The organism is Pseudomonas sp. DW-iso17 (assembly GCF_058725345.1).
In genome coordinates this window covers 130,155-145,329 of record NZ_JBZXEA010000011.1, presented here as the reverse complement: position 1 = coordinate 145,329, position 15,175 = coordinate 130,155, and the positions used below count along the sequence as shown (strand labels likewise).

Annotated in this window: 13 protein-coding genes; 5 read left to right on the top strand and 8 right to left on the bottom strand. The window is 60.6% G+C overall.

Annotation, left to right across the window (positions count from 1 at the left end):
• The first annotated feature begins 94 nt into the window (after positions 1-94).
• Positions 95-2,029: a BCCT family transporter gene (locus tag AC4PS6_RS08540; protein WP_224796996.1), complete on the top strand. Its 1,935-nt coding sequence runs from the start codon at positions 95-97 to the stop codon at positions 2,027-2,029.
• Positions 2,030-2,181: 152 nt separating this feature from the next.
• Here the strand turns inward: AC4PS6_RS08540 and choV are convergent, their stop codons facing one another.
• From choV to AC4PS6_RS08525, 3 genes are all read right to left on the bottom strand, one after another.
• Positions 2,182-3,360 carry a choline ABC transporter ATP-binding protein gene (choV, locus tag AC4PS6_RS08535; protein WP_014720259.1) on the bottom strand — a complete coding sequence of 393 codons (1,179 nt, stop codon included), beginning with the start codon at positions 3,358-3,360 and terminating at the stop codon, positions 2,182-2,184.
• Positions 3,357-4,202, bottom strand: coding sequence for a choline ABC transporter permease subunit (choW, locus tag AC4PS6_RS08530; RefSeq protein WP_003194913.1), 846 nt, complete (start codon positions 4,200-4,202; stop codon positions 3,357-3,359). The genes choV and choW overlap by 4 nt, the downstream gene beginning before the upstream one ends.
• A 69-nt stretch (positions 4,203-4,271) precedes the next feature.
• Complete coding sequence (locus AC4PS6_RS08525; RefSeq protein WP_019817457.1) at positions 4,272-5,219, bottom strand: choline ABC transporter substrate-binding protein; 948 nt, start codon at positions 5,217-5,219, stop codon at positions 4,272-4,274.
• Positions 5,220-5,635: 416 nt separating this feature from the next.
• Between AC4PS6_RS08525 and AC4PS6_RS08520 the strand changes: the two genes are divergently transcribed.
• Complete coding sequence (locus AC4PS6_RS08520; RefSeq protein ID WP_014720257.1) at positions 5,636-7,012, top strand: L-serine ammonia-lyase; 1,377 nt, start codon at positions 5,636-5,638, stop codon at positions 7,010-7,012.
• 528 nt (positions 7,013-7,540) lie between these two features.
• Positions 7,541-8,644: a choline metabolism transcriptional regulator GbdR gene (gbdR, locus tag AC4PS6_RS08515; protein WP_103452205.1), complete on the top strand. Its 1,104-nt coding sequence runs from the start codon at positions 7,541-7,543 to the stop codon at positions 8,642-8,644.
• Between the two features lie 87 nt (positions 8,645-8,731).
• Here gbdR and AC4PS6_RS08510 read toward each other — a convergent pair whose 3' ends face one another.
• From AC4PS6_RS08510 to AC4PS6_RS08490, 5 genes are all read right to left on the bottom strand, one after another.
• Positions 8,732-8,995, bottom strand: coding sequence for a hypothetical protein (locus tag AC4PS6_RS08510; protein ID WP_072435402.1), 264 nt, complete (start codon positions 8,993-8,995; stop codon positions 8,732-8,734).
• Positions 8,996-9,217: 222 nt separating this feature from the next.
• Complete coding sequence (locus tag AC4PS6_RS08505; protein WP_014720255.1) at positions 9,218-9,712, bottom strand: thioesterase family protein; 495 nt, start codon at positions 9,710-9,712, stop codon at positions 9,218-9,220.
• Positions 9,713-9,814: 102 nt separating this feature from the next.
• Positions 9,815-10,780: an L-carnitine dehydrogenase gene (locus AC4PS6_RS08500; protein ID WP_014720254.1), complete on the bottom strand. Its 966-nt coding sequence runs from the start codon at positions 10,778-10,780 to the stop codon at positions 9,815-9,817.
• 75 nt (positions 10,781-10,855) lie between these two features.
• A complete protein-coding gene (gene cdhC / locus AC4PS6_RS08495; protein WP_058410796.1) occupies positions 10,856-11,743 on the bottom strand; it encodes a 3-dehydrocarnitine:acetyl-CoA trimethylamine transferase CdhC in 888 nt (295 codons plus the stop codon).
• An 88-nt stretch (positions 11,744-11,831) separates the two neighbouring features.
• On the bottom strand, positions 11,832-12,776 hold the full coding sequence (locus tag AC4PS6_RS08490; protein WP_032902304.1) for a choline ABC transporter substrate-binding protein: 945 nt from the start codon (positions 12,774-12,776) through the stop codon (positions 11,832-11,834).
• 195 nt (positions 12,777-12,971) lie between these two features.
• Here AC4PS6_RS08490 and AC4PS6_RS08485 point away from each other — a divergent pair, with 195 nt between their 5' ends.
• Together AC4PS6_RS08485 and AC4PS6_RS08480 are read left to right on the top strand one after the other, a co-directional pair.
• Positions 12,972-13,916: a GlxA family transcriptional regulator gene (locus AC4PS6_RS08485; protein ID WP_019817453.1), complete on the top strand. Its 945-nt coding sequence runs from the start codon at positions 12,972-12,974 to the stop codon at positions 13,914-13,916.
• 68 nt (positions 13,917-13,984) lie between these two features.
• The gene (locus AC4PS6_RS08480) at positions 13,985-15,163 is read left to right on the top strand and encodes an AAA family ATPase (RefSeq protein ID WP_038451791.1); all 1,179 of its coding nucleotides are present in this window, start codon (positions 13,985-13,987) and stop codon (positions 15,161-15,163) included.
• Positions 15,164-15,175: the final 12 nt, after the last annotated feature.

The window sequence follows — 15,175 nt, the reverse complement described above, 5'->3', positions numbered from 1 at the left end:
TGTGTTTCTCTCTCGCACTGCCTGGAGCATCTGCGCCATGAGTTCTGCCTCTCTTATAAAGACCCCACCGGAAAAGGTCCGGGTCAACGGTTGGGTGTTCTACACCTCCACCGCGCTGATTTTGTTGTTGACCGCCATTCTGATCGTCGCCCCGCAGGAGGCCGGGCGCCTGCTCGGTGTCGCACAGGCCTGGCTGTCGAAAAGCTTTGGCTGGTACTACATGGTGGTCATCGCCGCCTACCTGGTGTTTGTGGTCGGCCTGGCGTTTTCGTCCTATGGGAAACTTAAGCTGGGTGCGAAGGACGATACCCCAGACTTCAGCTATGGCGCCTGGGCCGGCATGTTGTTCTCGTCGGGTATCGGTATCTCGCTGTTGTATTTCGGTGCGTCCGAGCCGTTGGACCACTACTTCAACCCGCCCGAAGGCGCTGCCGCCAGCAATGGCGCGGCACGCCAAGCGCTGCAGCTGACCTTCCTGCACTGGGGCCTGCACGGCTGGGCGATCTATGCGCTGGTCGGCCTGGCCGTGGCGTACTTTGCGTACCGTCACAACCAACCGCTGGCACTGCGTTCGGCGCTGTACCCGCTGGTGGGCGAGCGTTGGGTGAAGGGCGCGGCGGGGCATGCTGTAGACGGTTTCGGCATGTTCGTGACCCTGCTGGGGCTGGTGACCAACCTGGGGATCGGCTCGATGCAGGTGTCGTCGGGGCTGGAAAACCTGTTCGGCATGGAGCACAGCAATACCAACCTGCTGATCGTGATCATCGTGATGAGCACCGTGGCGACCATTGCCGCCGTGTCGGGTGTGGAAAACGGTATTCGCCGCCTGTCCAACCTCAACATCGTGCTGTTCAGCGGTTTGCTGATCTTCGTGCTGTTGTTCGGCCCTACCTTGCACCTGCTCAATGGCCTGGTGCAGAACACCGGTGATTACCTCAACGGTATCGTGCTGAAAACCTTCGACCTGTATGTGTACGAAGGCGACGGTGCCAAGACCGAACGCTGGATGGGTCTGTGGACTCTGTTCTACTGGGCCTGGTGGATTTCCTGGGCGCCATTTGTGGGCATGTTCATCGCGCGTATTTCCCGTGGTCGTACCGTGCGCGAGCTGGTGGCTGGCGTATTGCTGATCCCGCTGGGCTTTACCCTGGCGTGGCTGTCGATCTTCGGCAACTCGGCCCTGGACCTGGTGTTGAACCATGGGGCGGTGGAGTTGGGCAAGACGGCGCTGGAACAACCGTCCATGGCCATCTACCAACTGCTTGAGCATTACCCGGCGTCGAAAGTGGTGATCGGCGTGTCGATCTTCGTGGGCTTTGTGCTGTTCCTGACCCCGGCGGATTCCGGCGCGGTGATGATGGCCAACCTGTCCTGCAAGGGCGGCAACGTGGATGAAGATGCGCCGCACTGGTTGCGTATCTTCTGGTCGGCGGTGATCACCCTGGTGACCATCGGTCTGCTGTTTGCCGGTAACTTCGAAGCCATGCAAACCATGGTGGTGCTGGCGGGGCTGCCGTTCTCGGTGGTGCTGGTGTTCTTTATGTTCGGTTTGCACAAGGCCATGCGCCAGGACGTGGCCATCGAACAGGAGCAGGCGCAATTGGCTGAACGCGGGCGTCGTGGTTTCAGCGAGCGCTTGAGCGCCCTGGACCTGCAACCGAGCCAGGCCACCGTGCAGCGCTTTATGGACAAGCACGTAACGCCGGCGTTGGAAGAAGCCGCGAGTGCGTTGCGTGATCAGGGCCTGGAAGTGCAGACCCTGCTGGGCAAATCCAAACGCTGCATCGGCGTGCGGATCGAGATGGACGAGGGTAACCCGTTTGTCTACGAAGTGAGCCTGGATGGCTACTCGGCGGCGCCGGCTGACCTGCCTGAGGAAGAGCGCACCCGTTACTACCGTGCCGAGGTGTACCTGCACAACGGGCCGCAGGAGTATGACCTGATGGGCTTCACCCAGGAACAGATCACCCGGGATGTGCTCGATCAGTTTGAAAGCCATCGGCAGCTCCTTGGCCGGGTCTATAGCTGATAGTTGAGCTGGCGGCGCCCTCACTGGCGCCGCTGTTGCAAGCATTGAATGCGGTCGAATGTGGGAGCTGGCTTGCCTGCGATAGCAAGGGTGAATCCAACATAGCTATCGCAGGCAAGCCAGCTCCCACATTGTCCGCATTCCTTTAGCAGTCAACCCAGGTTCTTGCCCAGCAGGGCATGGTAGAGCTCACTGTCCCCCAGTATCCCCACCACCTTGTTGTTGTCGTGCAGCACCAGCTTGTTGCCTGTCTGGTAGCGAATCTGCAGTGCATCGCGCATACCGATGTTCGAGTCCACCAGCGTCGGTACGCGGCCCAAGCCTTCCACGGCCTGCCCTGGCGCCCAGTTTTGCAGGTTCATCGCCACGCCATTCTGGCGTGCGCCCTGGATGGTGTTGCCTTCGGCCAGGTCCAGCCAGGAGTCGCCACCCGGATCAAGACACACCGAACCGTTCACCCGCTTGCAGTTGTCCAGCGTGCGCATCAGGCTACGTCCGCACAGCACGTTCAGCGGGTTGGTATGCGCGACGAAGGTGCGCACATAGTCGTCCGCCGGGTTCAGTACGATTTCTTCCGGCACGCTGTACTGGATGATCTTGCCGTCTTTCATGATCGCGATACGGCTGCCCAGTTTCAGCGCTTCATCCAGGTCGTGGCTGACGAACACGATGGTCTTGCTCAACTTGCGTTGCAGTTCCAGCAGTTCATCTTGCAAGCCTTGGCGGATCAGCGGGTCGAGGGCCGAGAAGGGTTCGTCCATCAGCAGGATATCGGCGTCCATCGCCAGGGCGCGGGCCAGGCCGACGCGCTGCTGCATGCCGCCGGACAACTCGTCGGGCTTCTTGTTGCGCCATTGGCTCAGGCCCACCAGTTCGAGTTTCTCGTCCACCAGCGTGCGCCGTTCTTTCTCCGGTCGGCCCTGCATTTCCAGGCCGAAGCTGATGTTCTCGCGCACCGTCAACCAAGGCATCAGGGCGAACTTCTGAAACACCATGGCGATGCGTTTGGTGCGCATCATTTTAAGCTCGGCGGGGGTGCAGGAGGCGATGTCGATCTGACGCCCTTCATGCTCCACAAACAGCTGGCCACGGCTGACGGTATTGAGGCCGTTGATGCAGCGCAGCAAACTGGATTTGCCTGAGCCCGAGAGGCCCATCAGCACACAGATCTCGCCTTTCTCGATATCCAGGCTGGCGTTCTCGACGCCGACGATCTGCCCGGTCTTCTTCAGAATTTCGTTACGGCTCATGCCCTGGTCCAGCAGCTTGAGCGCTTCGCGTGGGTCTTTGGAAAAGATCACGTCGACTTTGTCGAATCGGATAATGCTCATGCATCACCCCCTACTTTAGCGTCGGGTTGTTTGCAGATACGGTCGAGCATGATGGCGAGCAACACAATGGCCAGGCCCGCTTCAAAGCCCAGGGCAATATCGGCGGTGTTGAGTGCGTTGACCACCGGCTTGCCGAGGCCGTCGGCGCCTACCAGGGCCGCGATCACCACCATCGACAACGACAGCATGATGCATTGGGTAATGCCGGCGGCGATGCTCGGCATGGCGTGGGGCAGTTCAATGCGCGAGAGCAACTGGCGGCGCGAGCAGCCAAAGGCCTTGCCGGCGTCCATCAATTCTTGCGGGACGTCGCGGATACCCAGGTAGGTCAGGCGGATCGGCGCGGCAATCGCGAACACCACCGTGGAAATCAACCCAGGCACCACACCCAGCCCGAAGAGGGTCAGGGTAGGGATGAGGTAGACGAAGGTCGGCACGGTCTGCATCAGATCGAGTACCGGCCGCATCATGGTGTAGAACATTGGTTTATGCGCGGCAACAATGCCCAGCGGCACACCGATGACCACGCAGACCAGGGTGGCGAACAGCACCTGTGCGAGGGTTTCCATGGTTTCCTGCCAGTACCCCAGGTTGAGGATCAGCAGGAAGGAGGCGATGACAAAAACAGTCAGTCCCCATTTACGTTGAATAAAGTGAGCCAGCAGCGCAATCAGACCGATCAATGCCAGTGGATTGAACCAGGTCAGCGCAAACGTCACGCCGTGGATCATCGTTTCCAGTGTCGATGCGATTGCGTCGAAGTAGTTGGCACCGTGTTGGGTCAACCAGTCGACGAAGGCAGCGATGTACTGGCCTAGTGGGATTTTCTGTTCAGTCAGCATGGTAGTGAATGTCCACATGCGAAGGGGAAAACATCCCAGGCCAGCGCACCGGCCTGGGGTCAGCGGGTGCTATTTGGCGAGGTAAGCTTTAACGGCATCGAGCCCTGGTTTGCCATCAACGGTGGTGACACCGGCGAGCCAGGTGTCGAGCACTTGCGGGTTCTTCTGCAACCAGGCCTTGGCGGCAGCGTCGGCCTTCATCTTGTCGTCCAGGACGTTCCCCATCAGGGTGCTTTCCATGTCGAGGGTGAACACCAGGTTTTTCAGCAACTGGCCGACGTTGCTGCATTCCTGGGTGTAGCCTTTGCGGGTGTTGGTGTAGATGGTGGCCTGGCCGTAATTGGGGCCGAACGAGTCGTCACCACCGGTCAGGTACTTCATCTTGAAGCGGGTGTTCATCGGGTGCGGTTCCCAGCCGAGGAACACGATGGCCTGGTTGCGCTTGGAAGCGCGTTCAACCTGGGAGAGCATGCCGGCTTCGCTGGATTCGACCACCTTGAAGCCGGCGGTTTTCAGGCCGAAGGCATCTTTGTCGATCAGTGTCTGGATGGTGCGGTTGCCATCGTTGCCCGGCTCGATGCCGTAGATCTTGCCGCCCAGCTCATCCTTGAATTTGGCGATGTCGGCGAAGTCTTTCAGGCCCTTCTCATACAGCGCCTCTGGGACCGCCAGGGTGTACTTGGCGTTCTCCAGGTTGGCGCGCACGGTTTCCACGGTGCCGGCATCACGGTACTGCTTGATGTCGTTTTCCATGGTCGGCATCCAGTTGCCGAGGAAAATGTCCATGTTCTTGCCGTCGGCCAGGGACTTGTAAGTCACAGGTACCGAAATCATCGTGGTGCGCGGCTTGTAGCCCAGGCCCTTGAGGATCTCGCTGGTGGTCGCGGTGGTGACGGTGATGTCGGTCCAGCCGACATCGGAGAAGTTGACGGTCTTGCACTGTTCCGGTTCTGCGGCGTATGCCACGACTGGCAGACTCAGCATGGCGGCCAACAACAACGAGGGTGAACCTTTCATGTGGGTAGACTCCTGTGTCTTTTCTGGCGGCATTCGCCGCGCTTTATAAGTGTTGCGGTTGGAGCGTGCGACAACAGCTCTGGCGCGGTGCCTTGCAAACGAGTCGAGACTGATCATGTACCAGTGAAAATCTGACGCCTACAGGGGGCGTCGTATCCAGTACAGGGAGGGTCGCATCCAGTACCGATGACGTCGCTTACAGGTTTTTCCTAAGGTAAAACTGCTGTTTTTACCCGTCTGCACCGCAAAAAACGGCCAAAACTGGCGTTCGCACGCGAGCGCCGCTGGTGAGCATGAGTGCGTCGGTGTGAGACGCCGTGATGACGAATAAAAGCTTGATGATGCCGCCATCTGGGCGATCTGAGCGTAGCACCTCGTTCAAGCCCGGCCCGTGCTTATCGAGGAGTTTCACGTTAATGGCTATCAGCGTTTTCGACCTGTTCAAGATCGGCATCGGGCCTTCGAGTTCGCACACCGTGGGGCCCATGCGCGCCGCGGCATTGTTCGTTCAAGGGTTGCGTGAGCGTGGGTGGCTGGAACAGGTGCAGCGTGTCGAAGTGCAACTGTACGGCTCGCTGTCGGCCACCGGCATCGGCCACGGCAGCGACACCGCCACCATCATGGGCCTGATGGGCGAATGGCCAGACGCAATCGACCCCACGCAAATCGGCGCCCGCATTCACACCCTGCGCGAAACCGACACGCTGCTGCTGGACGGGCGTTTGCCGGTGCCCTTTGTGTGGGCGCGGGACATGCGCTTGCTCGACGAAAACCTGCCGTTCCATCCCAACGCCATGACCCTGGTGGTGTTTGGCGAAAACGGCGAGCTGCACCGCGACACCTATTACTCGGTGGGTGGCGGTTTCGTGGTGGATGAAGCCCAGGCCCAAAGCGGTGTGGCGGACATGGACCGTACCGAGCTGCCCTATGATTTTTCCAGTGCCGTGGAGCTATTGCAGCTGTGCAAGACCCACAACCTGCGCGTTGCCGAACTGATGCTGGCGAATGAAAAAACCTGGCGCAGCGAAGAAGAAATCCGCAGCGGCCTGATGAAACTCTGGCGCGCCATGCAAGATTGCGTGGAGCAGGGCCTCAAGCACGAAGGTATCCTGCCCGGCGGCTTGAACGTGCGCCGTCGCGCTGCCAAGTTACACCGCAGCTTGCAGGAGCTGAACAAGCCCAATGTGATCGGCTCGACCTTGAGCGCCATGGAATGGGTCAACCTGTTCGCCCTGGCGGTCAACGAAGAAAACGCCGCCGGTGGGCGCATGGTCACGGCGCCCACCAACGGCGCGGCGGGAATCATCCCGGCGGTGCTGCACTACTTTATGAAGTTCAGCGAAGAAGTCACCGAAGCCAACGTGGTCGACTACCTGCTGGGCGCGGCGGCGGTGGGCATCCTGTGTAAAAAGAACGCCTCGATTTCCGGTGCCGAAGTCGGTTGCCAGGGCGAGGTCGGTTCCGCGTGCGCCATGGCAGCAGCCGGGTTGGCTGAAATCCTCGGCGCCACGCCGGAGCAACTGTGCAACGCCGCCGAAATCGGCCTGGAGCATAACCTCGGCCTGACCTGCGACCCGGTGGGCGGCCTGGTGCAAGTGCCGTGTATCGAGCGCAATGCAATTGCGGCGGTGAAGGCGATCAATGCGGCGCAAATGGCGTTGCGGGGCGATGGCCAGCACTTCATCTCGTTGGACCGGGTGATCCGCACCATGCGTGATACCGGGGCCGATATGCATGACAAGTACAAAGAGACATCACGAGGTGGGTTGGCGGTGAGTGCGGTTGAATGTTGAGTCAGTGACATGATCGTTCCCGCGCTCCGCGTGGGAATGCCGCCCCGGACGCTCCGCGTCCCAGGGGTGACGCAGAGCGTCACAGGATGCATGCCCACGCAGAGCGTGGGAACGAGCTGAACAGAGGAGCATCATTGCTCACAAAGTGAACACCCCAGCCAAAATCGCCACCTTTTAGCGCGTCGCAAATAGATAAGTAGCTTCCGAACGAATTCCTCCACGATCACACGCCTGATGTGCTTTGGGTGACAGACTTCTCCTACGCCCGCAAAGCGCCTTCCCACAAGTGCTACCGATCTGCTCACCCCCCTTGAACCTCGCCCGTTATGCGTCATATCCCGCACTTCACGCGTGGGCTCATATAGACGCATAAACAGGTCGTTTTCAGGAGTTCTTGAATAGCCATTCAATTTTAGGCATGGCATTTGCTCTATCAATTTCAAAGCCTCGCCTTTCCAGGACGAGTGCAATAACAAGAGCCTCGCCTGAGGCCACCACCCGCTTTGTGTGATGTGAGGAGATACCGCGATGACGTCGACCAACTCCGGGGCCCAACCCCAGAACCGTGCGCCTCAATCCATCGGCTTTTTGCTGCTGGACAATTTCACGCTGATTTCCCTGGCGTCAGCCGTGGAGCCACTGCGCATGGCCAACCAGCTGTCCGGCCGCGAGCTGTATCGCTGGACAACCCTGAGTGTCGACGGCAACCAGGTGTGGGCCAGTGATGGCCTGCAAATCACACCCGATGCCTCCATGCACAAAGCCCCCGTCCTGGACACGGTCATCGTGTGCGGCGGCGTCGGTATCCAGCGCACCGTCACCCGTGAACATGTGTCGTGGCTGCAAAGCCAGGCACGCCAGTCTCGTCGCCTTGGCGCGGTGTGCACCGGCAGCTGGGCCCTTGCCTGCGCCGGCTTGCTCGATGGCTTTGATTGCAGCGTGCACTGGGAATGCCTGGCGTCGATGCAGGAAGCCTTCCCGCGGGTGGCCATGAGCACGCGTCTGTTCACCCTCGATCGCAACCGCTTCACCAGCTCCGGTGGCACCGCGCCCCTGGACATGATGTTGCACCTGATCAGCCGCGACCACGGCCGTGAATTGTCGGCCGCCATCTCCGAGATGTTCGTGTACGAACGCATCCGCAACGAACAGGATCACCAGCGTGTGCCGCTCAAGCACATGCTTGGCACCAACCAGCCGAAGCTGCAGGAAATCGTCGCGCTGATGGAAGCCAACCTCGAAGAGCCGATCGACCTGGACGAACTGGCGGTGTATGTCGCCGTGTCGCGCCGGCAGTTGGAGCGGCTGTTCCAGAAATACCTGCACTGCTCGCCGTCGCGTTATTACCTCAAGCTGCGCCTGATTCGTGCACGGCAGCTGCTCAAGCAGACCCCCATGTCGATCATCGAAGTCGCGTCGGTGTGCGGGTTTGTGTCCACGCCGCACTTTTCCAAGTGCTACCGCGAATACTTCGGCATTCCGCCACGGGATGAACGCGTAGGCTCCAACACCACCCAGCAAGTGGCGATGATGCCGATTCCGCCGACACTGGTGTTGTCACCGTTGTCGGGGCCGATGTCGGCGTTGAGCCAGGCGCGCAATGAGTCGACCTTTGCCAGTGTAAGGCTCTAAACCGAGCCGTCTGCATCGCAGGCAAGCCAGCTCCCACCTTGGAATGCGTTCCCCTGTGGGAGCTGGCTTGCCTGCGATGGCGGAGTTTCAGGCGCCAGAGTTCTGTTTGAACTGCATCAGCGCCGGCAGCAACTGTTTGTCGATCGCCTGCCTCACCGCCGGCAAAATCGTCGCGCTGCCGCTGTACATCTGTTCCACCATGCCCTTGAGCGCCTTGGCCCGCGCTTCGCTCAACCCGCGCACCGCACATTCGCAGGCCTGCTCGGCGGTAGCGCCGCTGGACACTTCAAAACCCAGGGAGCGCAGTTGGCTCAGCAGGTCATCCTGGTCAATCAAATCCGCGTGCATCATGACGGTCATCCTGGTGTAGGGAGCGGGAATGACTTGGATTCTGGTAGGCCCCAGGACTGGCGGCAAGGGCAGAATCCACCGATGGCTCGGATGGCTATGAACAGGTCGTTTTCGAGGTGCTTGACTCGGCCCGTAACGGGCACACTGAACCCAGGCACGCAGCTTGAAGGTTTGGTCACCCTCGAATGCACGGCTCACACAAAGCACTCTGCCCCGATCCCGTCACGGCTGGATCGGGGCTTTTTTTTGCGCGGGCAGCCCGATCACCCGGCCGAGTAGGGCTGGCCGGGGTAGATCGGCGTGTGCCTGGCTGAGAGCGATGAGTTTTTCCAGGGTCGCGCCGGCAAACGGCGCCGACTGCGGCCCGGCCAGATCGACATGCAGCAGCATCTGTTCGTTACCCGCCAACTCGCGCTCTTCGCCCACAAGGTGCAGGCTGTGATAGAGGTGCAGGCGCTTGGCGTCGTGGGCGATCAGTTGGGTATGCACCTCAACCTCGGCGCCGAGCTTTACTTCATGCAGATAGTTCAGGTGCAACTCTAGGGTGAACAGCGAGTGGCCGCTGGCTTCGCGGTTTTCGCTGTCCAGCCCCAGGGTGTCCATCAGCGCATCGGTGGCGTAGCTGAAGATCAGCAGGTAGAACGCGTCACGCAGATGGCCGTTGTAGTCAACCCAGTCGGGCAGGATTTTGGTGGTGTAGGTGGTCAGTGCGGGCATGGCATGAATCCAATTTGGTATGCGGTCAAATGTGGGAGCTGGCTTGCCTGCGATAGCAAGGGTGAGGCCACCGCCATCGCAGGCAAGCCAGCTCCCACAGGGTTATTCGGCGAAGCTCATGCCGTGCTTGGCCTTGGTTGTTTTTACGGCTTCCAGCACCGCCAGCAGGCAGTCATCACGATAGCGCTCCAGCGCCGAGATGCTGCGGTTACCCAACTGCTCAGCGGTGCCATCGACCACATCATCAATCAGCTTTTCAGTCAATTCAGGCGCCGGTAGATAAGTCCACGGCAACTGCAACGCCGGGCCGAACTGGGCCATGAAGTGGCGCATGCCAGCATCGCCGCCCGCCAGCGTGTAAGTGAGGAAGGTGCCCATGAACGACCAGCGCAACCCGGCACCAAAACGAATGGCATCGTCGATTTCGCCGGTGGTCGCCACCCCGTCATTGACCAGGTGCAGCGCCTCTCGCCACAGCGCTTCCAGCAGGCGGTCAGCAATAAACCCAGGCACTTCCTTGCGTACATGCAGCGGGCGCATGCCGAGGGATTCATACACGCTGATTGCTGCCTGGATCGCCTCTGGCGCGGTGTTTTTACCGCCCACTACCTCTACCAACGGCAACAGGTAGACCGGGTTAAAGGGGTGTCCGACTACGCAGCGTTCCGGGTGGGTAGAGCCCTCATAGAACTCGCTGGGCAACAGCCCGGAGGTGCTCGAACCAATCAAGGCATTCGGCTTGGCCGCGGCGCTGATCTGGCTGTGCAATTGCAGCTTCAACTCCAGGCGTTCGGGAGCGCTTTCCTGGATGAAGTCGGCGTCTTTTACGCAGTCTTCGATGGTAGCGACAAAGCGCAGGCGGTCCTGGGAGGCGCCGGGCGCCAGGCCCTGTTGTTCAAGGGCGCCCCAGGCGTTGGCGACGCGTTTACGCAAGGCCGCCTCGGCACCGGGGGCGGGGTCCCAGGCCACTACATCCAGGCCATGGGCAAGAGCACGGGATACCCAGCCGCTGCCGATGACACCGCTGCCCAACGCAGCAAAGGTTTTGATTTCGGTGATAAAGCGCATGGCGACATTCCTGAAAAGTTTGGTAATTCCTTGTGGGAGCCGGGCTTGCTCCCACAGGGTTGTGTGGTGTCTGTGTTAGCCGCGTGGGGTCAGGCCCATCTTGATGCGGCCTTCGGCTGGGGTCAGGACCCGTGCGCCCAACCGGCTGAGAATTTCACTGGCGCGTTCCACCAGTTGGCCATTGGTGGCGAGCACGCCCTTGTCCAGCCACAGGTTATCCTCCAGGCCCACCCGTACGTTGCCCCCCAACAGCACGGCTTGCGCGGCCATTGGCATTTGCATGCGACCAATCCCGAACCCTGCCCACACCGCGTCGGCGGGCAGGTTGTCGACCATGGCTTTCATGGTGGTGGTGTCGGCCGGTGCGCCCCAGGGAATGCCCAGGCACAGTTGGAACAGCGGGTTATCCAGCAGTCCTTCCTTGATCATCTGCTTGGCGAACCACAGGTGGCCGGTATCGAAAATTTCCAGCTCAGCCTTTACGCCCAATTCCTGGATACGTCTGGCGCCAGCCCGCAGTTGCGCCGGGGTGGACACGTAAATGGTGTCGCCATCGCCGAAGTTCAGCGTGCCGCAGTCCAGGGTGCAGATTTCCGGCAGCAGTTCTTCAACATGGGCCAGGCGGGTCAGCGGGCCCACCAGGTCGGTATTGGGCCCGAACTCCATGGGATTCTCGCCGCCACCGATCTCCAGGTCGCCACCCATGCCGGCGGTGAGGTTGACGATGATGTCGATGTCGGCCTCGCGGATGCGCTCCATCACTTCGCGGTACAGCGCGACGTCGCGACTGAACTTGCCGGTCTCGGGGTCGCGTACGTGGCAATGCACGACCGTGGCGCCGGCCTTGGCGGCCTCCACGGCAGCGGCGGCGATTTGTTTGGGTGTGACCGGCACGTGGGGGCTTCTGGCGGTCGTGTCGCCAGCACCGGTGAGTGCGCAGGTGATGATGACGTCGTGGTTCATGAGGCGGTTCCTTACAGGCGGGTGATTTCAAGGCGCAGGGCGCCGTGTCGCGGCCTGGAGCGGCTGCGACACGGTGGTCCAAATAGGGTTATTTGCGGGTCAGTTGCAGGTTGGCAGCAGCCGGCTTGCCGTCGAAGGTGGTCACACCCTCCAGCCAGCGCGCCTGGTCTTGTGGGTGATCCTTGAGCCACTGCTTGGCGGACTCGATGGCGTCCTTGTGATCCAGCAGCGGTTGCATCATGCGGCTCTCGTCGGCGGCGGTGAACGTCAGGTTGGTCAGCAACTTATGCACGTTGGGGCACTGCTCGGCGTAGGCCGGCGCGGTCACGGTCCATACGGTGGCCATGCCTTCGTTCGGGCCCAGGGCATCTTCGCTGCCGGTGAGGTAAGTCATCGCCACATTCACGTTCATCGGGTGCGGCGCCCAACCAAAGAACACCACGGCTTCCTTGCGGCGCACGGCACGGTCCACGGCCGCCAACATGCCGGCTTCGCTGGACTCCACCAACTGGAACTTGCCCAGGCCGAACTGGTTCTTGGCGATCATCGCCTTGATCTGCGTATTGGCGCCCGAGCCCGGCTCGATGCCATAAATCTTGCCGCCCAGCTCTTTCTCGAACTTGGCGATGTCGGCAAAGGTTTTCAGGCCCTTGTCCGCCAGGTAGGTGGGTACTGCCAGGGTGGCGCGGGCGTCTTGCAGGCTGGGTTTTTCGAGGACCTTGACTTGCTTGGCGTCGACGAACGGTGTGATGGTCTGGGTCATCAGCGGGTTCCAGTAGCCAAGGAACAGGTCCAGGCGCTGATCACGTATACCGGCAAAGATGATTTGCTGGGACGCGCTGGTTTGTTTGGTTTTATAGCCCAGGCCGTCGAGCAGTACTTGAGCCATGGCGCTGGTGGCGATGACGTCAGTCCAGTTCACCACGCCCATGCGCACGTTCTGGCAAGAAGCGGCGTCCGCTGCCATGACGGTGTTACTCAAGATGGCGCTGGCGCTGAGTGCGAGTGCGCAGCGGCTGATCAGTCGGTTCATGGGTGGAGCCCTCGGCAGGTCGTTATTGTGGGTGCCGGCGTCTTTGTGCGCCGTGGGATCACGTTACGCAGCTTGGCGCCCCGCAAAGCGCACGGCGGCGACCCGCTCTTGCACTGCAGCGACCTGTGCTCTTGAATGGCCGGTTGAACTGGCGTATCACAGTGACCACGCTGCCCGTCCGACGAGAGCGCCACCATGTCCCAGGATGTCTATTTCTTGCTGATGCCGGGGTTCTCGGCCCTCGGTTTTATCTCCGCGCTGGAACCGTTACGCGTGGCCAATCGCTTTCGCGGCGAGCTGTACCGCTGGCACATCTTGAGTGCCGATGGCGGCGCGGTACTGGCGAGCAACGGCATGTCGGTCAACGCCGATGCCGCGCTGGAACCGTTGAAAAAAGGCGCGACCTTACTGGTGGTGGCCGGCTTCGAACCCCTGCAGTTCGCCACGCCCGCCCTGGAGCATTGGCTGCGCCGCCTCGACCATGAGGGTGTGACCCTCGGTGCCATCGACACCGGCGCCTGCGTGCTGGCCGAGGCGGGCCTGCTTGACGGCCACCGCCTGACCTTGCACTGGGAAGCCATCGACGCCTTCAAGGAGGCCTATCCGCACCTGAGCGTGACCCAGGAACTGTTCGAAATCGACCGGCGCCGCATCACCTGCGCCGGCGGCACCGCGTCCATCGACTTGATGCTCGATCTCATCGCCCAGGCCCACGGCCCGGAGCTGGCCATCCAGGTTTCCGAGCAATTCGTACTTGGCCGCATCCGCCCCCGCAAGGACCACCAGCGCATGCAGATCGCCACGCGCTACGGCATCAATAACAAGAAACTGGTGCAGGTGATCGGCGAAATGGAACAGCACACCGAACCGCCCCTGAGCACCTTGGCCCTGGCCGAAACGATCAAGGTCACCCGACGCCAACTGGAGCGGCTGTTTCGCCTGCACCTGAATGACACCCCCAGTAATTTCTACCTGGGCCTGCGCCTGGAAAAAGCCCGAAAACTGCTGCGCCAGAGCGACATGAGCGTGCTGGAAGTGAGTATTGCGTGCGGGTTTGAGTCACCGTCGTATTTCACCAGGAGCTATCGCGCAAGGTTTGCCAAATGCCCGCGGGAGGATCGGCGACGGGAGGTGGTTTGACGGACAATTATAGTCAATTATACTCTCGGCTATAATTTATAGTCATTTCCATAATTGAGTATAAAACCATGTCCAAGCACAGCGGCTTTGTGTTTCGCCGCCCCACCCTGGCAAGCAGTATTGCCGATGGCCTGGTGGGGGCCGGTATTCAGGATTTCACCTCCGGCCTGTTTCTCGCGGCGCCCCGACGCACGGGCAAAAGCACTTTTCTGCGCGAAGACCTGATTCCGGAATGTCAGCTGCGGGGCTGGCTGGCGGTGTATGTCGACCTGTGGGCCGACAAGGAAAAAGACCCCGCCGAGCTGATCGCGAGTGCCATTGCGGGGGCATTGGTGCCGTTTGAAAAGGGCATTCGCAAACTGGCAAAGAACATTGGCATCGAGAAACTAAGCTTTCTGCGTACGCTTTCCTGGGACTTTACCAAGCCACAATTGCCTGTCGGTGCGACGCTGACCCAAGCGTTGGAATTGCTCCATAGGGCTGCAGAAAAACCCGTTGTGCTGGTGATTGACGAAGCACAGCACGCATTAACCACCGAGTCAGGTATCAATGCGATGTTCGCGTTGAAGGCTGCCCGGGATCAGCTCAACCAAGGCCGTGACGAGGAGGGCAGCGGTTTGCGCCTGGTGTTTACCGGATCCAATCGCGACAAACTCGCTCATTTGGTATTGGGTAAAAGCCAGCCATTCTTCGGGTCCAGCATCACGCCGTTTCCGCTGCTGGGCAAAGCGTTCACCCAGGCCTACACCGTGCACCTCAACGCGCACCTGGCCCAGAACAACCAATTCAACGCGGCTGATATTGATGAGGCGTTTGAGCGGGTAGGTCGGCGTCCCGAGATGTTGCGCACGATCATCGGTGAAGTCGCATTGGAGTTGGGCGAGGCGAGCAATCTTGGCCAACTGCTGCACAGTCGCGCAGAACTGCTGCGCGCGGGTGTATGGACCGAGTTCGAAAGCGCCTGGAACGCCCTGACCATCCCGCAGCGCGCCGTGCTGGAGGTGATGGTGGAGCGTTCTCAAAACAACGAACCCTTCGCGCCATTCACCGATAGCACCCTCACGGCGGTCAGCAAGGCGCTGGAAAAGATGGGTAGCGACGTGGTGCCGGGTACCCAGACCATCCAAGCCTGCATCGATGCCCTGCGCGACAAGGAACTGGTGTGGAAGTCGAGCCGAGGCGGCTATGCCCTGGAGGACAACACCTTCGGTGACTGGCTGCAACACAAGAGCCTTACACCGCGCTAAAAGGCCGGCTTC